General features: G+C 60.4%; 24 protein-coding genes and 1 pseudogene. 14 read left to right on the top strand and 11 right to left on the bottom strand.

What is annotated here, in order from left to right; translation table 11 throughout:
- Position 1 precedes the first annotated feature (1 nt).
- Genes FQP90_RS07500 through FQP90_RS07485 form a run of 4 tightly spaced genes read right to left on the bottom strand, consistent with a single transcriptional unit; the run spans position 2 to position 4,653 of the window.
- Positions 2-865 carry an ABC transporter permease gene (locus tag FQP90_RS07500; protein WP_144649088.1) on the bottom strand — a complete coding sequence of 288 codons (864 nt, stop codon included), beginning with the start codon at positions 863-865 and terminating at the stop codon, positions 2-4.
- Positions 862-1,812 carry an ABC transporter permease gene (locus FQP90_RS07495; protein WP_144649087.1) on the bottom strand — a complete coding sequence of 317 codons (951 nt, stop codon included), beginning with the start codon at positions 1,810-1,812 and terminating at the stop codon, positions 862-864. The genes FQP90_RS07500 and FQP90_RS07495 overlap by 4 nt, the downstream gene beginning before the upstream one ends.
- Positions 1,813-1,816: 4 nt before the next feature.
- Entirely contained in the window at positions 1,817-3,469 is a 1,653-nt protein-coding gene (locus FQP90_RS07490) for an ABC transporter substrate-binding protein (RefSeq protein ID WP_208759959.1), read from the bottom strand.
- Positions 3,466-4,653 carry a C45 family autoproteolytic acyltransferase/hydolase gene (locus FQP90_RS07485; RefSeq protein WP_208759958.1) on the bottom strand — a complete coding sequence of 396 codons (1,188 nt, stop codon included), beginning with the start codon at positions 4,651-4,653 and terminating at the stop codon, positions 3,466-3,468. Before FQP90_RS07485 ends, FQP90_RS07490 begins: the two co-directional genes overlap by 4 nt.
- Before the next feature lie 149 nt (positions 4,654-4,802).
- Between FQP90_RS07485 and FQP90_RS07480 the strand changes: the two genes are divergently transcribed.
- On the top strand, positions 4,803-5,651 hold the full coding sequence (locus FQP90_RS07480) for a MurR/RpiR family transcriptional regulator (protein ID WP_144649085.1): 849 nt from the start codon (positions 4,803-4,805) through the stop codon (positions 5,649-5,651).
- Here the strand turns inward: FQP90_RS07480 and FQP90_RS07475 are convergent.
- Positions 5,648-6,259, bottom strand: coding sequence for a recombinase family protein (locus FQP90_RS07475; protein ID WP_280115951.1), 612 nt, complete (start codon positions 6,257-6,259; stop codon positions 5,648-5,650). The genes FQP90_RS07480 and FQP90_RS07475 overlap by 4 nt on opposite strands.
- A 295-nt stretch (positions 6,260-6,554) precedes the next feature.
- Here FQP90_RS07475 and FQP90_RS07470 point away from each other — a divergent pair, with 295 nt between their 5' ends.
- The 10 genes from FQP90_RS07470 (at position 6,555) to FQP90_RS07425 (ending at position 15,196) form a co-directional block, all read left to right on the top strand.
- Positions 6,555-6,692 (top strand): lasso RiPP family leader peptide-containing protein, encoded by a 138-nt coding sequence (locus FQP90_RS07470; RefSeq protein ID WP_139183437.1) that lies wholly within the window; start codon positions 6,555-6,557, stop codon positions 6,690-6,692.
- A 102-nt stretch (positions 6,693-6,794) separates the two neighbouring features.
- Entirely contained in the window at positions 6,795-8,459 is a 1,665-nt protein-coding gene (locus tag FQP90_RS07465) for an asparagine synthase-related protein (RefSeq protein ID WP_144649084.1), read from the top strand.
- Entirely contained in the window at positions 8,456-8,758 is a 303-nt protein-coding gene (locus FQP90_RS07460; protein WP_167510430.1) for a PqqD family protein, read from the top strand. Before FQP90_RS07465 ends, FQP90_RS07460 begins: the two co-directional genes overlap by 4 nt.
- The gene (locus tag FQP90_RS07455) at positions 8,755-9,186 is read left to right on the top strand and encodes a lasso peptide biosynthesis B2 protein (RefSeq protein WP_144649082.1); all 432 of its coding nucleotides are present in this window, start codon (positions 8,755-8,757) and stop codon (positions 9,184-9,186) included. The genes FQP90_RS07460 and FQP90_RS07455 overlap by 4 nt, the downstream gene beginning before the upstream one ends.
- Positions 9,183-11,003, top strand: a complete 1,821-nt coding sequence (locus FQP90_RS07450) for an ABC transporter ATP-binding protein (protein ID WP_144649081.1) — start codon at positions 9,183-9,185, stop codon at positions 11,001-11,003. The genes FQP90_RS07455 and FQP90_RS07450 overlap by 4 nt, the downstream gene beginning before the upstream one ends.
- A complete protein-coding gene (locus tag FQP90_RS07445) occupies positions 10,966-12,120 on the top strand; it encodes a sensor histidine kinase (protein ID WP_144649080.1) in 1,155 nt (384 codons plus the stop codon). Before FQP90_RS07450 ends, FQP90_RS07445 begins: the two co-directional genes overlap by 38 nt.
- On the top strand, positions 12,117-12,770 hold the full coding sequence (locus FQP90_RS07440; RefSeq protein ID WP_144649079.1) for a response regulator transcription factor: 654 nt from the start codon (positions 12,117-12,119) through the stop codon (positions 12,768-12,770). Before FQP90_RS07445 ends, FQP90_RS07440 begins: the two co-directional genes overlap by 4 nt.
- Before the next feature lie 64 nt (positions 12,771-12,834).
- Entirely contained in the window at positions 12,835-13,656 is an 822-nt protein-coding gene (locus FQP90_RS07435) for a hypothetical protein (RefSeq protein ID WP_144649078.1), read from the top strand.
- Between the two features lie 29 nt (positions 13,657-13,685).
- The gene (locus tag FQP90_RS07430; protein ID WP_144649077.1) at positions 13,686-14,402 is read left to right on the top strand and encodes an ABC transporter ATP-binding protein; all 717 of its coding nucleotides are present in this window, start codon (positions 13,686-13,688) and stop codon (positions 14,400-14,402) included.
- A complete protein-coding gene (locus tag FQP90_RS07425; RefSeq protein ID WP_144649076.1) occupies positions 14,399-15,196 on the top strand; it encodes a hypothetical protein in 798 nt (265 codons plus the stop codon). Before FQP90_RS07430 ends, FQP90_RS07425 begins: the two co-directional genes overlap by 4 nt.
- Positions 15,197-15,216: 20 nt before the next feature.
- Here the strand turns inward: FQP90_RS07425 and FQP90_RS23605 are convergent, their stop codons facing one another.
- The 4 genes and pseudogenes from FQP90_RS23605 to FQP90_RS07405 all read right to left on the bottom strand — a co-directional run bounded on the left by FQP90_RS23605 (position 15,217) and on the right by FQP90_RS07405 (position 16,855).
- The gene (locus FQP90_RS23605) at positions 15,217-15,375 is read right to left on the bottom strand and encodes a hypothetical protein (protein WP_244296570.1); all 159 of its coding nucleotides are present in this window, start codon (positions 15,373-15,375) and stop codon (positions 15,217-15,219) included.
- A 97-nt stretch (positions 15,376-15,472) separates the two neighbouring features.
- Positions 15,473-16,165: pseudogene (locus FQP90_RS23865) on the bottom strand (alpha/beta fold hydrolase); the annotation flags it as partial.
- Positions 16,089-16,364, bottom strand: coding sequence for a helix-turn-helix domain-containing protein (locus FQP90_RS07410; RefSeq protein ID WP_144649074.1), 276 nt, complete (start codon positions 16,362-16,364; stop codon positions 16,089-16,091). The pseudogene FQP90_RS23865 and the gene FQP90_RS07410, both read right to left, overlap by 77 nt.
- Complete coding sequence (locus FQP90_RS07405; RefSeq protein ID WP_144649073.1) at positions 16,364-16,855, bottom strand: DUF2975 domain-containing protein; 492 nt, start codon at positions 16,853-16,855, stop codon at positions 16,364-16,366. The genes FQP90_RS07410 and FQP90_RS07405 overlap by 1 nt, the downstream gene beginning before the upstream one ends.
- Before the next feature lie 195 nt (positions 16,856-17,050).
- On the opposite strand from FQP90_RS07405, the gene FQP90_RS07400 reads away from it, so the two are divergent.
- From FQP90_RS07400 to FQP90_RS07390, 3 genes are all read left to right on the top strand, one after another.
- Complete coding sequence (locus FQP90_RS07400; protein WP_144649072.1) at positions 17,051-17,617, top strand: type 1 glutamine amidotransferase domain-containing protein; 567 nt, start codon at positions 17,051-17,053, stop codon at positions 17,615-17,617.
- A 1,235-nt stretch (positions 17,618-18,852) separates the two neighbouring features.
- Positions 18,853-19,107, top strand: coding sequence for a DUF7660 family protein (locus tag FQP90_RS23990; protein ID WP_439898637.1), 255 nt, complete (start codon positions 18,853-18,855; stop codon positions 19,105-19,107).
- Positions 19,108-19,346: 239 nt separating this feature from the next.
- The gene (locus FQP90_RS07390) at positions 19,347-19,538 is read left to right on the top strand and encodes a hypothetical protein (RefSeq protein WP_144649071.1); all 192 of its coding nucleotides are present in this window, start codon (positions 19,347-19,349) and stop codon (positions 19,536-19,538) included.
- A gap of 337 nt (positions 19,539-19,875) precedes the next feature.
- Here the strand turns inward: FQP90_RS07390 and FQP90_RS07385 are convergent, their stop codons facing one another.
- Positions 19,876-20,205 (bottom strand): hypothetical protein, encoded by a 330-nt coding sequence (locus tag FQP90_RS07385; protein WP_144649070.1) that lies wholly within the window; start codon positions 20,203-20,205, stop codon positions 19,876-19,878.
- 159 nt (positions 20,206-20,364) lie between these two features.
- Entirely contained in the window at positions 20,365-20,922 is a 558-nt protein-coding gene (locus FQP90_RS07380) for a suppressor of fused domain protein (RefSeq protein WP_144649069.1), read from the bottom strand.
- Between the last annotated feature and the right edge of the window lie 176 nt (positions 20,923-21,098).

Below are 21,098 nucleotides of genomic sequence, written 5' to 3'. Positions count from 1 at the left end.
CTTACCTCTCAAACCGTGAGTTCAGGCGGTCGGACAGCCGCACGCCCACCACGTTGACGGCCACCACGACGGCGGCGATGGCTGCGCCGGGAACCAGCGTCGGCCAGATGTGGCCTTGGATGATGCCGGACTGGCCTTCCTGGACCATGAGTCCCCATTCGGAGCTGGGCGGTTGGGCGCCGAACCCAAGGAAGCTGAGTGTCGCCAGGCTCATCAGGCCTTCGCCGAACAGCACCACAAGGTAGCCCAGGAGCGGCGGGGTCAGGTTGGGGATGATGTAGCGGACGCAGAGGAGGAATCCGCCCACGCCTTGCACGCGGTACGCATCCACGTACGGCCGGGCCATTTCGGCGAGCGCAAGGGACCGTGTGAACTTCGCGATCACGGGTGCGTAGGCGAGCGCCAAGGCGACTATCGCCGTCGCGGGTCCTTTGCCAAAGACGGCAATCACCAGAACCACGAACAGCAGCCCGGGGAAGGCGAACATGACATCGGTGATGCGCGCCAGGAGGACATCGAGCCAGCCACCGTTCCAGGCAGCAACAGTGCCGATGGTCACCCCAAACAGCGTCGCCAACGCCAAGAGGGCCAGCGGTCCGAGGAGCGATTCGCGGGCGCCGTGGATGAGTCGCGAGAACAGATCCTGGCCCACTTGGTCAGTACCGAGCAGATGCCCGGCACCCGGTGCTTGCCAGATCGCGGTGAAGTCCACGGCGTTGGCGGCATAGGGCGCAACCCACGGGGCAAGCAGCGCCGCGGCCACCACAATGAGGAGGAATCCGAGGCTCAGAAGGTAGGCAACGTCGCGCTTCTTCCTGCCGATTACCGGGGTGGACGCCAGCGTGGACGTCGAGAGGGAGCTCATGATTTCTTGTCCTTTGCCTTGATGCGCGGATCAAGCAACGGGTGGACCAGGTCCACCAGGGTGGTCACCACCATGTACGTAATGACCATGTAGAGGAGTACCGCCTGCACCACGGGGAAGTCGTGGGTGTTGATGGCGTCCACCAGCAGCTTGCCGACGCCGCTGATGCCAAAGACGCTTTCGACGACGACCGTCCCGGCCAGCATGCTGGCCACCACCAGCGCCACCATGGTGAGGATGGGTCCCCACGCGTTGCGCAGCACATGCCGGCGGATCAACTTGGCGGGTGCCAGCCCGAAGCTGCGGGCCGCTTCCACATGGTCCATGGACAGTTGCTCCACCATGGATTGCCGGGTCACCCTGCTGACAATTGCGACGGCACCAACGGCCAGTGCCACTGCGGGCAGTACGAGGTGGTGCAGCCGGTCCAGGAACCCTTCGCCGGCACCCGAGACGGGGAACCATCCCAGTTGGACCGAGAAGATGGACACCAGCAGCAGGCCGATCACGAACGACGGAACCGACGCCGCAAGCGTGGTGGCCGCAGTGATGGTGGAGTCGGTGCGCTTGCCTTGACGAAGCGCGGACAGGATGCCCAGGCCTACACCGGCCACGATGAACAGGACCGACGCAATGGCTACGAGCGCGAGGGTGGCGGGAAGCCGGGTGGCCATCAGTTCAGCCACTGGCTGGTGGTACTGGAAGGACGTGCCAAGGTTTCCGACGAAGGCCTGGGAAGCCCACAGCCCGTACTGCACAAGGAGCGGCTGATCCAGGTTGTACTGTGCCTTGACCTCGGCCACACGTTCGGGGGTGATGTTCTCCGGGTTGCCGATCAGGAACGTGACGGGGTCTCCGGGCGCCGCATACATTGCGGCGAAGATGATGAACGAGCTCACCACCAAGGTCAGGATCATTCCCGCCAGGCGGGTTGCTGCACGGATCATGGCGTCACTTCTTGCTGCTGCCGACGTCCGCGGCCCACGGGTAGTAGAGGAACGACGCCGATGACGGAGCCCCGGTGATGTCTTTGGCCATGGCGATGGTTGCCGGCGTGTGAGCCACCGGGATCCAGACCACGGCGTCGGTCCACTGCTTCTCCAGCTCGATGGCGAGCTTGGCGCGGGCGGCATCATCGGTGGTGGCCTGGGCTTGCTTGACCTTGTTGTCGTAGCCCTCTCCGGTGAACTTCACGAAGTTGACCTTCGCTGTGGAGGCACCGTTTTTGTAAAAGCCCACGGGGTCGTTCTTGGAGATGTAGTACTCGTCGGAGAAGAGGTCGGCTTGCGCCCTCAGGGATGCGTCCGAGTAGAAGTCGCCGTACTGCTGGCGAGGGATGGTGACGATCTCGGCTTTCAGGCCGATCTTCTGAGCGGCTTCCACCAAGGCGCTGGAGATGACGTTCCGGATGGAGTCGCCGCTGTTGGCCACCACGATCGGTTCTGCCGGCACGCCTGCTTCCTGCACCAGCTTCTTTGCTTTCTCCAGGTCGTCCTTGGACGGCTGTGCCGGTGCGCCTGCCAGAGCTTCGTAGGCACTGTTGAACGTCGGCTCTTCGTAGCCCCACGCTCCCGGGCCTACCGGCGTCTTCCACGGCTTGGCCAGCCCGCCGAACGCGGCCTGGGCAACACCCTGCCGGTTCAACGCCAGGGACAGTGCTTGGCGGATCCGTTCATCCTTGAGGGCGCCGCGTTCCGTGGCAATGAGCGACCACACGTTGGTGGACGGTCCTTGGGCGATCTGAACTTTGTCGCTCTTCTGCAGCGGTCCGGCAGTCGCGGGGCTGTCCAGGTACGCGCCTTGGGCTTCACCGCTGGTGAGCGCATTGACGATCGCGTTGTCGTCAGCCCAGCGGAAGGTGATGCTGTCTGCCAGGGAAGCGTTATCAGCATCCCAGTAGTCAGCGGCCTTGGTGAGGGTGATGTTGGAACCTGCGGACCACTTCTCGAGCTTCAGCGGACCTGAGCAAGCATCAGGAGCCGACGGCGACCCGTAGTTGGCGCCTTGGGCTTCCACCACTTTGCGGTTGAGGATGATTCCGCCGTTACCGGCCATTGCTTGGAGGAAGATGGCGTCGCGTTGTTTGAGGGTGACGGTGATTTGGTCGTCACCGGTTTTGGCCATGTCGGTGACGTTGGCGTATTCATCGGATTCGTCAGCGCCCTTGGCCGCGTGCCGCTGCATGCTCCACAGCACGTCGTCGGCTGTCATGGGTGTGCCGTCGTGGAAGGTGACATCGTTGCGGAGCGAGAACACCACTGTGGTGTCTGAGGTCCATTCGGCTTTCTCCGCCAAGTGCGGCTTGGTGGTCAGGTCCGGCTGGAGCTGCATCAAGCGTTCGCACACGTTGGACATGATGGTGTTCTCGGCCGTGGCGCTGTCGATGTCCAGGTCAAAGGTGGCCGGTTCCTGGGTGATCATCCACGTGAAGGAAGCGATCTTGCCTGCGGCTTGAGAGGTGGTGGGGCCGAAGGAAACATCCGTGGGGGTGCTCTGGGCCTGCGGGCTGGATGCACCGCAGGCACTCATTGCCAGCGTGAGGGCCGTGGCCCCGGCAAGGATGCCGGCTCTGGCGAAGGGCTTGAAGCTATCGTTGCGTTTCACAGTGATACCTCTGCAATGGTGGGGTTGAAGGAGTCGTGGGTGGAACCGGGTCCGTCGTAGAGGTTCCAAGGGATTACTTCGTAGTCGTGGTCGCACGGGGTTCCGTTGGTGACCAGGTATTCGCCTGTAGTGAGGTCTACGCAGCTTGAGAGCAGCGTGGACCACTGACGGACGTGGGGACGTCGCTCGTCCGGATGGGTGCAGACGGATTCGGGAAAGCCAAGGTGGTCCGACATTGCTGCTTTGATGAGTTCACGGGACTGAGTGCTGCTTGTGGCTGCACTGACCCGCTCCAGACCCCGCCGTGCCTGCGGGACCCGGAAGAGCGAATCCACGGAAACCGGACGGTAGGTGGCTGCCAGTTGCACCGGCATGAAGGCCTCGTAGTGATTGCCGTGAACCAGTACCCCGGACTTGTCCGGGTACATCCAGCCGTTGCTGCCGGGGGTGGTTTCCACGTCGATGGAGAAGCCGGAACGGTGGGACAGTACGGCGTTGCTGGCGATGTGGGGTTTCTGGCGGAAGAGCGTGTTCAACGCATCCGGCAGCTCTGATTGATCCAGCACCATGCGGCGGATGAAGGTCTGCGGCATGCCGAGTTCGTCGGTGAACCGCCCTCCCAGTCCGTTCGCGTTCAGGGCGATGCCTGCTGAGTTGGCTCCGTGGCGGCCGATCTGACCGGCTTCAACCTGCATGATCAACGTGGGCTTTGGGTCCTGCACGATCCGGAGGATCATCACGGTGTCCTGGGCCCCGAAGCGCCAGTCCCAGTTCTGGCCCACGTACATGTGGCCGTCGCCTGCAGCTCCATCCGTCAGGACGAAGGACGTGCATCCGTCCACATCGTCGCGCTCCTCCGGCTGGGAGGCCTTGGCGAAGCCAGCATCGTAGATGATCTCGCCCCTGAGGTTCAGCACCATGATGTCCAGGACGTCCCGGCCGCTGCCCTCGGCAATGCCGCGCATTTCAGTCACCAGGTCCGGGGCCGTCTGTGTGCACAGGCCCATCCAGCGTTCCGCCCTGTGGCGCAGCTGGTCCCAGGTCAAACCTGTCTGCTGCTGGAAAGCCTCGGTGTAAAAATCGATGGCTTTGGTGATCAGGTCTGTGGCAGCACTTCCGTACTGCCTCCCCCGCTCCAGCGGAGGTCCGGAGATCTCCACGATCCGCAAGGATGTGTTGCTCATATCCGTAGGGCCTTTCATTCGGTAGGGGCTCACTGTCATCCGTGTGTGGAAGGGGTATCTTTGGAACAACCGTTACAAGTGAGGGCTTCTTTAGAATGAATAGTACATCCGATGTGACTTCTGTAACAGACGTTACGAAAAATCGGGGCATGATTAATTTGCGCGGTCGCGTTCGCGAGCACTGGGAGAGGCTCTCCAAGGCCGAGCGAACAGTGAGCACGTTCCTCACCAACAGCTCGCCGGAACGACTCCTCTACGCGAGCGCGCAGGAACTCGGCGCAGAGAGCGGCACCAGCAGCGCCACGGTCGTCCGCACCGTACAGTCGTTGGAATATTCAGGCCTGCAAGAGCTCAAAAGGGACATCGCAACCCCCTTCACCTCAACGGTGGCCCCGGAAGTTCGCATGCAACAGCGAATCGACCATATGGGTGCCAGCATCGAAGACATCTGGCAAAACGTATGGTCCGAGGCCAAGGACCGGCTGGAACTCGCCTCCAGCGCCGACCCCGCGGAGGCGATCGCTCCCGCCGTCGAACTTCTCATGAGAGGTTCCACGATTGTCAGTTATGGCGTGGGAGCATCCGGTATCGCCGCCCTCAACCTTGCCCTGCGCTGCAATCGGATCGGCCGGCGGGCACGGTGCATCTCCAGTGACGGCTTCCGGCTCGCGGATGATTTGCTCCAGCTTGGGAGCCAGGACGTTGTGGTGGTCTTCGCTCCGGGACGAGTAACTGTCGACGTCGAGGTGCTGCTTAAGCGCGCCCGCTCAGTAGGTGCCTCCATAGTTCTTCTGACCGATGAGCCGGATTCCGCACTGCACGACCTCGCCGATACCGTCATTCTCGCCCCGCACACCCCGACCGGCATGACCACGGAAGCGCTGCCCTCGATAGTCCTTAGCGACGTCCTGGTGCAGGCCCTGGTCTCCGTGGACCACGAGCAAGCGGTGGAATCGTCGCACCAGCTCACGTCGTTGCGCGAGCAGCTGGGGTACTAAGCCCGCCGATCCGCAGCGGCCTGGAGGGGACCGCTCAGCGCTCTTGCGACTGTGGACGTACTGACTCCCAAGGTGTCAGCGATCTCGCTGAGAGTCATCTTCTTGCTCCTGAGGTTCCGCGCCGCTTCCAGCTTGTGCGGGGTCATCGCCGGTGGCCGCCCGCCCAGGCGCCCACGGGCCCGGGCTGCCGCGAGCCCCACCGTGGTTCGCTCGGACAACCTGCTGCGTTCGTAGTTCGCTATGGATTCGAACAACCCAAGGATCACCCGACCGTGCTCGCCTCCGGTATCCAACCACGGCTCCGCCACTACCCGGAAGCTCACGCTCCGCTCGGCCAGCAGTGCAATGATGCCCACCAAGTCCGAGGTACTGCGGCCCAGCCTCGTCAAGTCGCTCACGAGCAGCGAGTCCCCCGGCTTGAGCGCCTCGAAGCAGGCTTCCCATTGCCCCCTGAGTTCAGTGGCCCCGGTTGCTCGCTCCTCATAGACATCCACTGCTCCGGCTGCCTTGAGCACTTGGACCTGGTCCTCAAGGGACGGCCCAAACGTGCTTTCCCTGGCGTAACCAATAGAAATATTAAGTCTTTCCAATTTCCCAAAAACCCCCATTTTTGAGTTGAAATTATTTGAATACCGTATTGAGTTTTGACGCATAACTATCTGCAATTTGGCTCAGCGGGTATACAGCCTTCACAGGAGCCAGATAATGACTTCTGGGAAGCGCAACAGCGATCCTGCCATGGCTGGGACCACAGCATCCGCCCCGCCAGTATGACATAACGGAATTAGAAACTAAAACAACTTTAAGAAAGCCCTTGATGGCTCTTGTCACGTTCTCGACCAGAAGTGATACTCGAGTTACAACCGGCAAAGTAGCCGTGTAATTATCACCTAGGGAGGAGGGATGATGATGAAAAGCAACTATTCTGCTCCGCGTGTAGCGCGGGTGGGTTCGTTCCGTGAAGTGACAAACGGTGTTTGGTTCGGGCGCTGGCGCGACATCTTCGGCGGTCGGGCATTCGTTAAGGTCGACATCGGCTGATAGCAGTACAGAGGTACGAGCGGGAGCCTCGTCATAGTGACGAGGCTCCCGTTCTGCATCAGGCTTTCATTCGCTCCATCACACGTCAGGTGCCAGGACTCAATGCCACAACTCTTCTTAGCCAACAGGGGCAGTGCCTCGGGATTGATCGACGAATCAACGGCGTTGCCGTCCAGCGCCGATGTCACCATCCTCGATTCCAGGCTCAGTGAGCGGCAAGTGAGGGATTCCGCTGTCTCCCGCCAACATTTCCGTGATGACCATGGCGCAACCCCGGGCTACGCACGCGCCACCACCGGATCAATTTCAACGGCAGAGGCCCTGTACTGGACCGACATCGGCGGAGTGCCGGTTGCCTCGACGTCCCAGGGAGCACTGCGGCGAATTGCCCACAGCAAGCTCGATGACAGCAGGGTCCGTCTGGCCCTGTGCACAAATTTGCCTGGCTTCCTGCGCCACCTTCCGTTCTGGGAAGGAATCAATGCAGTGGCACCAGGTTCCACGCTCACCTACCACAATGGGCGTCCCAAGGTACTGGACCAAGCAGTTGCGGCGGACCACCCCACCCTGGATCTATCCGAGGCGGCTGAACTGCTGCTGGCTGAACTGACACGGTCCATGGAACGCCGCATCCTGTCCTACGGGAAACTGAGCGCTGATGTGTCCGGCGGCATGGATTCAACCAGCCTGGCCTACATTCTGGATTCACTTCAGGAAGAGAGCATTTACTACCATGCGGGTACGGACGATCCCCATAACCGGGATAGCCAGTACGCGCGTCGAGCAGCATCGGAACTACGCGGGCAATTCACTGAGCTGGAGTCACTGACCGCCACATCAGGCGCGTTCAGCGAATTCGACCAGAACATCCAGAGCCTCGATGACGGTCCGCTGGCATGGGCCGGGAATTCCAAGCACCTCGGATTTTTGCTCACAGATGCCTCCCGGCGTGGCGTCAAGGCTCACCTGACGGGCGTTGGTGGCGACGAATTGTTTGATCCACTTCCCGCAACCGCCCTGGATCTCCTCACGACTCCATCGTGGAAGGCCGGTCTCCGGATCATTCGCCGGCTAGGCAAAATGCAGCGGTGGTCCACGTTGGCAGTAGCCCGAGCGGTGGGGTCCAACGTCAACTTTGAAACTGAGATGCTACGGCGTATTGAAGCCCAGGCGGGGAACATCGTGGGGCCGGCCGAGGCCTTCTCATGGGCGCCCGGCTTCGGCATTTCTAAATTCGCCACAGCAGAAACCCGGGAAGTAGTGGCGCAAAAAGTGAAGGATGCGCTCACACAGGGAGCCCGCCCGCACCATAAGGATCGCTTCAGGCATCAGATGACCGAGGCAGTCATGTTCCAAGGCGAAGTTGTGCGGCAAGTGGGCCATGCCTACGAACACCTCGGCGTCGCTTGGGAGGCGCCCTTCTTGGACGATGCGGTAGTCCGTCTCATCCTGAGCCTGCCTACTGACATCCTCGTTGGTACCCGCGATAGCAAACCGCTCCTGGCGCGGGCGACGGAGCCTGTTGCCCCCCGTTGGCTGTTCACCCGCGAAGACAAGGGTGAATACAGCTCCGACCTGTTCACCGAGTACAAGAAGCGCCGACACGATCTGTCCCGTCTTTTCGACGAAAGCTATCTGGTGGACATGGGCCATATCAACGCTGACGCTGTACGCGATGCCTTGAGCATGCCGGTAGTCAGCACGGACGAACTCTTTGAAATCGAACAACTCGCCGGCGTCGAGAGATGGGTCAGGGCCATTCAATGAGGAAGAAGACAACCCGCACCGTCCAAGCTGGAGACGTATTCCAACCATCACCGAAAATTACCTTCAACGTAGATGATGACGGGATAACGGTGTTCGACGCCCGAGGCGGCACCTACTGGCGTGGAAACGCCACAGCAGCCGACGTCATGGCTGCAATCGAGCAAAATCTCGAGGTGGGTGACGTCGTCGACAAAATCTCTGAATCCTATGGAGTTGACCACCACCGGGTGAGTCAGGACGTCCACACTTTGATTGATGAACTGCAGCGTTCCGGAATTATTCGGAGGGTCAGCCCATGAGCCTTCCCATCAGTCCACAGCCAACCGTCATGCCACAGGGGCTGTTCCGGTTGCGGACCCACGCGGTGGTCGGCGTCGCTTGGGTCATGACCTTGCTGCCACCGGCGCTTCTTCAGTCAGTTCTCCATGGTCTTTCACATTCGCACCGTTCCACCACCGCCCATCAAGCACGCCTCATGCGGGCAGCCGTCTGTGCCGTCAGCGCCCGCTGCGCCGGCGAGGGGTGCCTGCAGCGGTCGATCGCAGCCTTCATGCTGTGCCGTATGGAAGGCCACTCACCGGGATGGAAAACGGGCTACCAACTTGAGCCATTCGCCGCCCATGCATGGATTGAAGTGGACGGGGTGCCGATCGACGAGCCCCATCGTATCCGCAGCTACGTCCCCGTCCTCACCGTGGCTCAGCCCGGAGAAGCGAGTAACAAATGAAGACCACAGCCAATACCTCTCGACGCGCCGGGCTGACCGAACTGTTCCGCCACGTAGCCGTTCAACGCCGACTCGTTGTCCTCATCGTTCTTCTCAGCCTTTTAGGATCTGCGCTTTCCTTGGCGCAACCTTTGCTGGTCCGTGAAGTGATCGACCGGGTCAGCGCATCCAAGCCCTTGGAAGTCCTGCCGTGGCTTGTTGGCGGGCTCATCCTGGTGGGGGGAGTTCTTGGTGGCATCAGGCAGTACCTGATCCAGCGCACCGCCGAGACGGCCATTAGGAGGTCGCGCCACAACCTCATCGACCACATACTTCACCTGCCGGTGCCCACATTGGACCAGCGCCGAGTAGGCGATCTCGTCGCCCGTGTCACCACCGACACCACAGTCATCCGGAACATGCTCAGCCAGGGCTTTGTGGAATCCTTCGCAGGCGTTTTCACCATCATCGGCGCGCTCGTGGCAATGCTCTTCCTGGATCCGGTTCTGGTGATCATTGCCCTTGGAGCCGCCCTGGTCTCGGTCGCAGCGGTCGTTTGGGTCACCTCCTACATCGAACGCGCCAGCCTCGGGGTTCAAACTGCCCTGGGGAAACTCTCGTCCTCCATGGACCGCGCCATCCGGGCGACACGAACTGTGCGTGCAGCCAACGCAAGTACACGTGAATCCCAACGCGTTAAGGAAGACGCGAACGGCGTCTGGACCATTGGACTGCGTGTTGCGGCCACCACAGCCTTGGTATCGCCGATTTCCTCCATCGCCATGCAAGTGACCTTCCTTGCCGTTATCGGAGTTGGCGGGCTAAGAGTGGCATCGGGCGAACTGACGGTGGCGGACCTCGTTTCGTTCATACTCTTCCTGTTCCTCCTCATCATGCCCCTCGGCCAACTCTTCGGAACCGTGAGTGCCATCGGGGAGGCGCTTGGAGGCGTGGCGCGCATTAACGAGATCCTGCAGCTCCCCACCGAACAGGACGCGCCCGTCGTTGTGGGCAACGTGGTCCCCACCATCAGGGATTCCAGCTTGGTTTTCCGTGGGGTGAGCTTTGAGTACGACCATCCTTCCGGGGAGACGGAAGGGCCCAGTCGGCGTTCAACGTTGAGCGATGTCTCATTCCAGATCGAATCCCGTCAGCGGGTTGCAATCGTCGGCCCATCCGGGGCCGGCAAGAGCACCATCCTGAACCTTATAGCCCGCTTCTACGATGCTTCCGATGGTCAAATCCTGTTCGGCGGAACCGACGTTGACCAAGTAGCAAGGTCGGCGGTCCGGGCCAATATCGCCTATGTCGAGCAGGACGCTCCCGCTGTTGCCGGAACCCTCCGGGACAACCTGAACATAGGGAATCCGGATGCCTCCGACGAGGACATGATGGCCATTCTGGAACGACTGAATCTCACGGCTGTCCTTCAGAGGTCAGAACTTGGCCTCGACGCGGAAGTCGGCGAGGGAGCCGTGCTCCTCTCCGGGGGAGAACGGCAGCGAATTGCTGTGGCCCGAGCCTTGCTCGCAAACCCTTCAATGCTTCTCCTGGACGAATCAACCTCCAACCTGGACGGGGTGAGCGAGGAAAAGGTGAGGGAGCTCATCGCCGACGTAACTTCGGGTTGCACCTTGGTCATCGTTGCCCACCGCCTCGCCACCGTGCAAAGCTCTGACTTGATCCTGGTGCTCGATGAAGGCAAGGTCGTGGCAAGCGGTACCCACACAGAATTGATGCAGACGTCGCCTCTTTATCGGGAACTCGCTCAGAACCAATTCCTGACAAGTGAGATGGCCTATGACGCAACGACACCCGAGCACGACGCAAAGCGCTGATCCAGAAAACGTTCGCCTCTCCGTAGTCCGGGAAACGATCATTCCCGTTCTACTGAACGTTCTGGTCGGCCTCATCGTGGTGGCAGGGCTTTGGATCACCGTGGTTCCGCCGGAATCACCCGGCAGGCTGTTCCAACTGGCTTTGGGTGGCCTTGTTGTCCTGGGACTCTGCCTTCGGTCAAGGTTTCCTTGGTTTGCCGCCGCGTGGACCGGTGTTGTGACGGCCGTTGGCTGGAGCTTGGGAATGACAGAGGATCCTTTCCTGGTAACAGGGCTCTGCCTGTACGTTGCCGCGGAACGATTCGGGACACGCCTCTTTCCTGCATGGCTGATCGTGCTGGAAATTCTTCTGTTCACGTCCTTGCTTCTGGTCTCCGCGGAGGGTGCCGAAGCACGCATCCGGGGCATCATCCTGGGCGCTGTCATCATCGGGGCAGCGTGGGTCTTGGGAATCCGCACCCAACGCATGCGTTATGAAACCGAGCGCAATGCCCGGGCGCAGGAACGGCTTCGCCTCGCCCGGGATATCCACGACGTGCTGTCCCACACCCTGGGTGGGATTGGGGTGCGGGCGGGCGTCGTGGCGCATGTAAAGTCGTCCACCACCGACGATCTGCGATCTGCGCTGCAGGGCATCGAGTCCGATGCCCGTGATGCGTTGGGCCAACTGCAGGTCTTAATGCGCCAGGAACGTAGCGAAACGGGTGATGACGCACCGCCGGGAAGCCTTCCTGAACTGGTGCGGGAGCTGTCGCAGCCGGCCATAAGGGCCGGTATATCTGTCGTGATCGACGCCGATGAAAGCGCCCAGGACCTTCCTGCCATCCAGCGAACCACCGCGTATCGAATCATTCAGGAAGCCCTGACGAACGTGATTCGGCATTCCGGAGCAGGAACCTGCCGGATCACCATCAGGACTGAGGAAGGTGACCTGAGAATCAGCGTCCTCGACGACGGTCCGGGGGCGCCTTTGGCTTCCAAGAACGGTCACGGCCTCACAGGAATGCGTGAACGGGCTCAGTTATTGGGCGGAACCTTTGAAGCCGGACGGGACGCCAATGGATACCGTGTGGCGGTTTCACTGCCGGGAACTGCAGGGAGGGTGCACAGCCGATGAATGAGATCAGTGTCCTCATCGCAGACGACGATCCTCACATCAGGACGTCACTGCGCCTGTTGATCGACGATGAGCCGGACATGGCGGTGTCTGCCGTGGCTGTGGACGGCGCGGAGGCCGTGGAGTCCATCCTGGAGCATCAACCGGATGTGGCGCTCATGGATGTTCGAATGCCGCGGATGACAGGCCTTGAAGCTGCTGGCATTCTGGCCTCACGGCAGTCCCGCACCCGGTTGGTCATGCTGACCACCTTCGATATGGACGATTACGTGTACCAAGCACTTCGCCAGGGCGCCTCCGGCTTTCTCCTCAAGAACGCGCCGCTGCCCGACATCCTCAAGGCAATCCGTACAGCACATGAGGGAAACGCGCTCCTCGCCCCGGAGATTACCCGCCGTCTCATAGATCGCTTCACCCTGCGCCCAGCCGCACACGACCGCCTCAGTGAACTGACAGTCCGCGAACGCGAAACCTTGACCCTCATCGGACAAGGTGCCTCCAACAACGAGATAGCAGCCGCCCTGTTTCTCACGCGAACCACTGTGCGGACTTACGTGAGTAGAATCCTGACGAAACTGGACGCACGGGACAGAGCCCAACTCGTTGTCATCGCCTACGAAGGCGGCCTGGTGGGCCCTTCGCCCGTTTAGAACGTGCCACGACTGTCAACACCTGCAGACAGACAAGCGATGCTGGGCCGGATTGACTTGAGTAATGCCAGCATCTTCCAGAGCGACCTTCGACGTGCAGCCGGGGCCACGAACAACCATGGCCCGCGCCGTCAGGGCCGAAACCACCAAACTCCTGACACTGCGTCTTTGCTTCAACACCATGGCAGGAACGGTGCTGCTTACGGTGTTTCTTTCCTGGATACTGACAAACCTGATCGACGCTGCCCACAAGGCAGGGAGGCCGGAGGAGGCAGCTGGCCTTGAGGGAGGCACAGCCTTTCTGGTCATCCTTCACTATGGACAAATAGGGGTCATCCTTCTTGCGGCGTGGTCGATGCACCAGGAATCGGACAGCGGCTCTCTTCGGAGCACCTTGATCAGCCTCCCGCAGCGCAGTGCCGTGTTGGCGGCCAAAGCGATCGTGATTGTCGCTGCCGTTTTCATCACGGCTGTCCTGAGCGTGTTCGGGTCGGCAGGGATTCGTTGCGTGGTCATCGACTGCACCACCGAAACAAGCCAGATAACAGCAACTCCACAAGCGGCATCAGGAATCCTGTGGGGCGTGGTCCTTTACTGGATACTCATCGCCCTGTTCACCTACGCCTTGTCAGTGGTCCTTCGCAGCGGATTGGCGGCCATGGGCACGGTCTTGGCGATGGCCCTCATTGTCTCCACCTACATGGTGAACATCACCCCCCTCGCCAAGTTCCTGCCGGATCAGGCGGGAGCCCAGCTCTACCAACTGCCACCTTCTGCGCCGGGCGACTTGGGACCTGCAACGGGTGGATTGGTCCTCGCGGCGTGGGTGGTCGCGGCGCTGGTCGCTGCTCTTGTGCTGTTCCGCCGCCAACCAGTTCGCCGCTAAGTGACATCGACTACCAAGGAGATCAGACAGTGATCGAGATAAAGAATTTGAACAAGAAATACGGGCAGTCGGATGGAATCATCGACGTCTCACTGACGGCAGAGCCCGGGAAAGTCACCGCCTTTCTCGGCCCGAACGGGGCCGGAAAGTCGACCACTTTCCGACTGCTTCTAGGCCTCGATCGGGCGGACAGCGGGTCCGCTCTCATCGAAGGAAAGCCATACCGGGACCTCACCGCTCCTCTGTGGACCGTCGGGGCTCAGTTCGATGGCTCAGGAGCCCACAAGGGCCGCACGGCCAAGGCCCATCTCACGTGGCTGGCCCAATCCAACGGCATTCCGCACTCGAGGATCAGTGAAGTTCTGGAGCTCGTCGGACTTTCGGACGCCGCCCGGAAGCGCGTGGGAGCGTACTCACTGGGTATGGGTCAGCGGCTGGGGATCGCCGCGGCCCTTCTCGGCGATCCACGCATTATTGTTCTCGATGAGCCGACCAACGGCTTGGATCCCGAAGGTATCCGCTGGATCCGGGGCCTCCTGAGGACCCTTGCAGCCAACGGCAAGACTGTCCTTATTTCCAGCCATCTCATTAATGAGGTCCAGCACGTCGCTGACCACATCGTCGTCATTTCCGGTGGCCGCATTGTTCAGTCCGGAAACGTCGATGACCTGGTCGCCGGTCATCATGACCTGGAAGCCGCCTACTTCGACTGGACCGGCAACGCAGCTAAGGGAAACGCCGCATGAGTACCCTGGTGGACACTGCCCGAAAGCCAAGTCTGTTCCGCGCCGAAATCACCAAACTCATCACATTAAGGTCCGTGTGGATCACTGCAGCCCTGACGTGGCTCATCGTCGTCCTCATCGGATGGTCCCAGGCGGCCCCGGTGGGGGATGCGCTCCGAACCAATGACCCCGAGCTTGCCCCAGGGGCGAGTCCGGAGACGGTGGGCTTCGACTGGGTTGCGCTGGGACTGATCGGAATCATTGTTATCGGCGTCATTTCCGCATCGAGTGAGTACGTGTCGGGCCAACTGCGGACCAGCCTGGTGGCCGCGCCGAACCGCGAGCGCCTGTACTTGGCGAAATGCACTGCGTTGACAGCGTTCGTCACGCTGCTGGGCTTGGTGACCATCCCGCTGTTGAGCCTGTTGTCCCAATCCGGTCTCGGCGAACTTTCCGTGGTGAACGGGACCGTTCCGGCAAGCCTTATTCTCCGCTGGGTTGGTGCCATCGCTTTCTGGGATGCCATAGCCCTCATTGGGTTCGCACTGGGCATCTTGCTCAAGCAGACGCTGATACCGCTGTTTGCGCTGATTGTGGTTTCACAACTGTCGCTGATGTTGCTCCTGCTGACCCCGGCTTTTGCCTATCTACCCACCGTGGCCGGGGTCCTGCTGTTCGACCCAGGCTTGGTTACGGGGTCCTACCCGGACGCGGACCTGGGTACCCTCACCGCTGCGATAGTCACTTTCACTTGGACAGCCGGCCTCGTGGCCTTCGCAGGGTTCAAGTTCAGCACGCGGGACGCCCGTGGATAGCTGAACCACGACGGCGGTCCTCACCTTCTCCTAAGGCGAGGACCGCCGTCGGGCTTGGCTCCGTCCTTCGGAATCCGGGCGGCAACGAGGTCGGGCGTGGTCGCAGCAGCGGCGTACAGGTTGGGGCCATCGGCATAGAAGGGATCGGTGAGAACCAGGCGTCCGTCGCGGGTACGCATGATACGGAGGAAATGCTCTACGTCTCTGTGGTTGGGTCGCTGACCGAGTGAGTTGAGAGCAACTGACGAGGGCCCCTGTGAGGAAGGGCTGATCCAAGTGCGCGTTGTGGCCAGCATGGTCGAGAACAACAACTGTGGACTGCGCGTAACTGTTGGCCAAGGCAATCTGATCCTGGAATCCGACCACGTGGTCCTGGCGCCCTGCCACGATCAGAGCGGGCCCTTGAAAGGTGGCGAACCGTCCCTCCGGCTCTTCACTGAGCACATAGTTTTCCGAAATTCGCTCTATCGCAGCCTGGTCAAAGATCCGCAGCCCTGGGAGCACCGCATCCCGGAAACGAAACCAGTTCTCCGGGGATTGGACCACAGCCATGGATTCATACTCCGCAGCGTCTGCCGGTTCCAGCGTCGCTAACAGCGCTGGATCCGTTTCAATGACTGTCCGGTTGGGCAGCGTTCTTAAGCCGTGATCCGCAACCACCACCGGACAAAGGAGTGCAACCCCCAGCACTTGCTCCCCAAATTCGCCTATCAAATGACGGGCAATCATGCCCCCGAAGGAATTCCCGAGGACTGCAAACTCCTCATCGCCGAAAGTCTCCCGAGCAAACAAGGCAACGGCGTTTGCCACAGCGTCTGCGCTGTCGATCTCAGGCCCCGCTTCGGTTTGGCCTGGAGGAACGAGCCCTGCTGGTCGTTTTCGAGGGACCGGCCTACGCTTCTGAACCGCCCCGCAGAGCCGGCCGCGCGCCGTCGTCGTCCATTTCCACCGTGGAAGTGGCCCCCTCAGCTTCCCACCGCAGCAAGTCTCCCGGCTGGCACTCCAGCACCTCGCACAGTGCTTCCAAAGTAGTGAAACGGACAGCCTTCGCCCTCCCATTCTTGAGAACAGCCAAGTTGGCCGGCGTGATTCCTACCCGCTCCGCGAGTACGCCCACCGCCATCTTGCGCTTGGCCAGCATGACGTCGATATCCACGATGATCGGCATCAGATCACCTCGTCCAGCTCTGCCCGCAAGCCAGCGGCTTCGACGTCGCGCTTGACGGCCTGGGCCAGCAGCGTCCGCAATACCAGCACCAGCAGCGCCACTCCCCCGATCATCAACGCAGCCCCGCAGATCAGCATCACAATGCCCGGCGCAGTCTCCCCGGGCGCCAACAGCACCGCAATGGAGAACATCAACAGGGCGGCAACAGAAATGGCCCCGAAGATTATGTCCACAAACCGGAAAGCCCCGTGAGAGAACACCGTCCCGCGGCGCACCATCGTCAGCAATCGCCACACGCAGACCGCAACCACCTGTACACACAGGATCCCCAGGACCACGATGGCAAGCAAGGCAATCCGTGGACCGTCAGGGGCACCCGCCTCCACGAGGTCAGCCGAGAGCAGCGGCACCATCCATACCTGCACGAACAGCGAACCCGCCAGCACCATCGCAATCACAATCCTCAGCGCGAGAATCGTCAGCTTTCCCATAGAACGCCCCCTTTATCGAACAACAATGAGATTCTATCGATATTCGATACCTCAACACAAGACGTCAGTGCCCTCCTGAAATTAGTCAGCTTGCTTACTAAAGCGAGGTTCCCTAGGGTGGAACAGGTCAGACAAACAACTCTCACAGCGGCGGCCTCGCCCAAAAAGCACCCCGCTGCGCAACGAGGAGGAACAATGTCAGAACACAACATCGCAGGCAAGAAGGTCGCATTCCTTTTGACGGACGGCGTTGAGCAAGTGGAGCTCACCAGCCCGTGGCAGGCCGTCAAGGACGCCGGCGGCGAACCCACTCTTGTGGCCCTCTCCAAGGGAAAACTCCAAGGATTCAACGGCGTGGACAAGGGCGACACGTTCGACGTCGACCTCGCAGTGGCCGACGCCAACGCCGCCGACTTCGACGCACTGGTACTCCCGGGGGGCGTCGTGAACGCAGACAACCTCCGCGTGGACAAGGATGCACAGAACTTCACGCGCGCATTCTTCGAGCAGCACAAGCCCGTGGCTTCGATCTGCCACGGACCGTGGATCCTCATCGACGCCGGCGTGATCAAGGGCCGCAACGTCACCTCGTACCACACCCTCCAATCGGACCTGAAGAACGCCGGCGCCAACTGGACCGACGAAGAAGTGGTGTGCGATCAGGGCTTGGTCACCAGCCGAAACCCAGACGACCTCCCGGCCTTCAACGCCAAGGTTGTTGAAGAGATCTCGGAAGGCCAGCACGCCGGCCAGACCGCTTAGCGGCCACCAGCGTCCTGAACGCGAGTGCCGCCGTCGTACTTTCACAAGAAGTACGACGGCGGCACTCGCCGTTTCGCCGGCAGGTCAGCCTGGTTCGCGCCCTCAGTGGCGGGCTCCTTGCTGTCGCTCGATGCCGCACGGGTGCCCGCAAGGGGATCCCTAAACGGACACTGTGCTGCCTAGCTAGCGCTCGAGCCCAGGGACGGAACTCCGCAAAAAATCGGCAACATCGGGGGAAATTTTAGGACCTCGGACTAAGCTCACCATCGGCTCGTACCACCACAAAACGCAGTGTGAACTCAACTTGCCGAACGCGATCAGGTCCGCATCACTGAGCTGATCGCCGTTAAGTAGGCGCCGGAGAGAGCTAAGGGCTTCAGCTCCAGCGATAGAGGCATGAGCATCGTGGGGAGCGACTGGCTCTCCACTCGTCCAAGACCTGAGCGGCTCGCCTGGCCTGTAGTTAGACGATTCCCGGGGCAGTCGTTGCTCATCGTTCATTAGTTTCAACTTCTGGACGCGGATTCTTCATAGGTCCCAACCTAACGTTTGCGGGGCGAATCCTTAGGCCGTCCCGTTAGCCGATCCCCAACCGGGCACTCTTGACAGCATGTCCACGATCGCATGAATCCTCTTCACAGGCGTGGCTAGTCGCGACCTTTGCGGTTCGGCGTTACACGTGCCGCTAGGCTGTACGGAATAGGACCACGTATCTGGTCAATCTTCAAACAACTGGGCATGGGGGCGGCAGTTGAATACGGAAACCATCGCGATCATTGTCTTGGTCGTCATTGTTGTGATGTTCGGAGTCGGGTCCTATGTCGTAAACGACATCCGACGTAAGAAGTGAATCGTGGGGAACTTTGACCGGAGGCGAACGTGATCAGGATTCTTGCGGGTAATGCAAGTACCGAAATCGTCAGGGGCGGCTGGGATGCAGACTACCAATGGATCGTCTTCGCGGTAGTAGGAGCAGTTTTCCTCGCCACCATAATCGCGGCCGTGCGCATCTACATCCGACGCAGAAGATAGCCCCAGATCATTGGGCAGACAAAAGTGAGCCCGTTAGCCGATCCTTGAACGGACACTCGTTAGATGATCGGCTGACTAGCCGCCTTCCAGGAAGCTGGTGTGGCCGACAATTCGCATGACACACAGGACGAAATCGGAGCAGAAAGAGATAAATTCAGTACGGCAAACGATGGAGTGTCCATCGGGATTCGAGGAGGTAACCAATGACATCAGATCCGCATCCCACCCCGGGAATGAATCGACTTGAGTTGGCTGACCTCATTGACCACCTCAGAGATTCACTGAACCGAGACCCGGAGTCTTGGGAGAACCCAGATCTGGACAGGTTCTTGGATGCTCTGGCTGCATGGACCCGAGACATGGACGGTTGGTTCACGAACCGTGGGGAACCAGTTCCCGAGAGACCTTCCTGGGAGCTCTTTGGCCATATGCTCCTGGCAGCCAGAATTTACGAGTAGAGCTTCAAGAACTGAACCCAGCGTGAGCCTGGCAGTCTTCAGCACCTCGGGAGATGAAACCAATGCTGGCATGTATACCGTCTCATTTCGTCTGCGCTCAACTACTCGGTAAGTGACGTCAATGCGCGGACTGATCCCCCGTATTCCATGCCCGTAAGCCGGTCGTTGATCGGACAGTCGGGACCGGGAGCAGAGGCCGTCGTTCCCTGATCGTTGCATGCGCTGAATTTGTGCGAGCAATGCACGCAATCTCAGACTGGAGCCTCTCCCCACCAAGGCTCAGTGACTACGACGCTGTAGCCAGCTCCCAGCGCAAGGCGAACCTCGCGCAGAAGGCGTACTCCCTCTGCAACCCAGCCGGCGTCGCCTGGGCCCGAAAGTGGGACTTTGTCTTCTTCGAACTGAAAGTTCCAAGACATGAGCTGCTCTGAGAGCTCGCGAGGGAGCCCCAGAGATCGCAGATCCCCAGGTTTTCCTTGCTCCCACAGTGGGCCTGCGCCATAGTCCGGCCAAAATTCTAGTTGGATCACTGTCTGATTATTACCCGTCAGCGAATGTCTGCGTTGGCTCACTGAACGCAACAACAACCCTCAGAGCTGTCCCGGTGAGGGATTGGCTTGAGCGCCGTTCCGCCGGCTATTCATAGAAGGACAGCCCATACGAGTAAATCGTCATTCTCGGTCTCTTGCTTGGAGGGGGCGGCAAAGGGGACTTCTCGCAGCCTATCGAAGCTGATGAATCCAGGAGTCTGGTCTGAGAGTATCCGGTCTAGACTAGGGCTGAATCATTGGTCGTACGGATTCTGCCTCCAAAGGGCAACCGGCTTTGCGAGGTCAGTGAACAACGCAGTTGGCCAGCCGGCTCGTCATACCAAGCGTAGAAAGTTCCACTATGTGGAGCGGCTTTGAATCGGTTCCGCAGTCCATTGACGACTTCATCGAGCGCGGCAGCAAGATCTACGGCAGAAGAACGGGGCAAAGGAGCCACAGAGTACGCCCAAGTGTTTGCTCTCACCTCTTTCTCTGGGTGATCCGGCAACAGCATGATGTCTGGATCGTCAAGATAGGACGCGATCTGGGCGGCAAGTGTTTCAATCACGGCCGAATTCTATAAGGCATGTGTCTTGCGAGGCAGCCAAACCGGTTTGAGCTTGGCCCGGTGAGGGACCGATGCTTACGGGCGCCGAAGTAGGCCGGTCGTTTGTGGGTCGTGGTCATTAGCCTGATCGGCCCAGCGCGTACGAGTCTTGAGGGTATGTCAGACGGCGGACGGCCGCTTGACATCGTAAGGGTCCCAGTCGAGCTTCCAAAAGGCCTCGAGTCCGTGGTCGTGGATGTAACGGCGTTCGGAGTCGTGGATCGGGTACAAGCCGCAGATGTTGATTGGCAGAACCTCTCCTAAGTCAATTCCGGCGTAGTCCGAATGGTCCATGACCGCGGGTGCAAAGATGACGAATGAGGTCATTTCGGAGTCGGGCGCGATCCTTTCGCCGAAGTTGATCGTGTCGCCGTAGCGGAATGGGTTGTCTCCACGTTGGACCTCTCCGATGTGTCCAATGGCAAGAGCCCAGCGGATGTCCTCGGATTTCACGCAGATACAGAGCTCGGGCTTACCGAATCGCCAAAGGGGATGGTCGGCCAGGCTGACGCCGTAGGTGATGCCGGTGAGCAACCCGGATTCGGGAATGTCGTCATAGACAATTACCGTCACGCTCGGTACGCCGGGACGACTCGGTTCGACCGGGAAAAACCGCGGCTCGATCCCGCCAGTTAGGCCATCGAGGTGGGAGAGGAACTGTTCAACGCGAGTGGGCACCTCGCCACATTAGCAACACGTCGACTGAAGTGGGGTGCGTATGTAGCGATGGGAACGCCCGTCCGTCAACGTCCCCCGCAGGCCGTCCACAAACGTATCGACCCGCCCCTAAGCCGGTCCCCACCGGCCGCATCTGACGTGTATCGACGCCGCCACCGTTCCAGCGCTACGGGATT

The sequence above is a fragment of the Paenarthrobacter nitroguajacolicus genome (genome assembly GCF_007786235.1).
GTDB classification, from domain to species: domain Bacteria; phylum Actinomycetota; class Actinomycetes; order Actinomycetales; family Micrococcaceae; genus Arthrobacter; species Arthrobacter nitroguajacolicus_A.
Note: the sequence above shows the minus strand (reverse complement) of the source record. Positions and strands in the feature narration are given on the sequence as shown.

What these genes read in the sequence shown, in the direction of transcription:
- FQP90_RS07500 (WP_144649088.1), bottom strand. Translation starts at nt 865, where the DNA reads ATGAGCTCCCTCTCGACGTCCACGCTGGCGTCCACCCCGGTAATCGGC.
- FQP90_RS07495 (WP_144649087.1), bottom strand. Translation starts at nt 1,812, where the DNA reads ATGATCCGTGCAGCAACCCGCCTGGCGGGAATGATCCTGACCTTGGTG.
- FQP90_RS07485 (WP_208759958.1), bottom strand. Translation starts at nt 4,653, where the DNA reads ATGAGCAACACATCCTTGCGGATCGTGGAGATCTCCGGACCTCCGCTG.
- FQP90_RS07480 (WP_144649085.1), top strand. Translation starts at nt 4,803, where the DNA reads ATGATTAATTTGCGCGGTCGCGTTCGCGAGCACTGGGAGAGGCTCTCC.
- FQP90_RS07475 (WP_280115951.1), bottom strand. Translation starts at nt 6,259, where the DNA reads ATGGGGGTTTTTGGGAAATTGGAAAGACTTAATATTTCTATTGGTTAC.
- FQP90_RS07470 (WP_139183437.1), top strand. Translation starts at nt 6,555, where the DNA reads ATGATGATGAAAAGCAACTATTCTGCTCCGCGTGTAGCGCGGGTGGGT.
- FQP90_RS07465 (WP_144649084.1), top strand. Translation starts at nt 6,795, where the DNA reads ATGCCACAACTCTTCTTAGCCAACAGGGGCAGTGCCTCGGGATTGATC.
- FQP90_RS07460 (WP_167510430.1), top strand. Translation starts at nt 8,456, where the DNA reads ATGAGGAAGAAGACAACCCGCACCGTCCAAGCTGGAGACGTATTCCAA.
- FQP90_RS07455 (WP_144649082.1), top strand. Translation starts at nt 8,755, where the DNA reads ATGAGCCTTCCCATCAGTCCACAGCCAACCGTCATGCCACAGGGGCTG.
- FQP90_RS07450 (WP_144649081.1), top strand. Translation starts at nt 9,183, where the DNA reads ATGAAGACCACAGCCAATACCTCTCGACGCGCCGGGCTGACCGAACTG.
- FQP90_RS07445 (WP_144649080.1), top strand. Translation starts at nt 10,966, where the DNA reads ATGACGCAACGACACCCGAGCACGACGCAAAGCGCTGATCCAGAAAAC.
- FQP90_RS07440 (WP_144649079.1), top strand. Translation starts at nt 12,117, where the DNA reads ATGAATGAGATCAGTGTCCTCATCGCAGACGACGATCCTCACATCAGG.
- FQP90_RS07435 (WP_144649078.1), top strand. Translation starts at nt 12,835, where the DNA reads ATGCCAGCATCTTCCAGAGCGACCTTCGACGTGCAGCCGGGGCCACGA.
- FQP90_RS07425 (WP_144649076.1), top strand. Translation starts at nt 14,399, where the DNA reads ATGAGTACCCTGGTGGACACTGCCCGAAAGCCAAGTCTGTTCCGCGCC.
- FQP90_RS23605 (WP_244296570.1), bottom strand. Translation starts at nt 15,375, where the DNA reads ATGCGTACCCGCGACGGACGCCTGGTTCTCACCGATCCCTTCTATGCC.
- FQP90_RS07410 (WP_144649074.1), bottom strand. Translation starts at nt 16,364, where the DNA reads ATGCCGATCATCGTGGATATCGACGTCATGCTGGCCAAGCGCAAGATG.
- FQP90_RS07405 (WP_144649073.1), bottom strand. Translation starts at nt 16,855, where the DNA reads ATGGGAAAGCTGACGATTCTCGCGCTGAGGATTGTGATTGCGATGGTG.
- FQP90_RS07400 (WP_144649072.1), top strand. Translation starts at nt 17,051, where the DNA reads ATGTCAGAACACAACATCGCAGGCAAGAAGGTCGCATTCCTTTTGACG.
- FQP90_RS23990 (WP_439898637.1), top strand. Translation starts at nt 18,853, where the DNA reads ATGACATCAGATCCGCATCCCACCCCGGGAATGAATCGACTTGAGTTG.
- FQP90_RS07390 (WP_144649071.1), top strand. Translation starts at nt 19,347, where the DNA reads ATGCACGCAATCTCAGACTGGAGCCTCTCCCCACCAAGGCTCAGTGAC.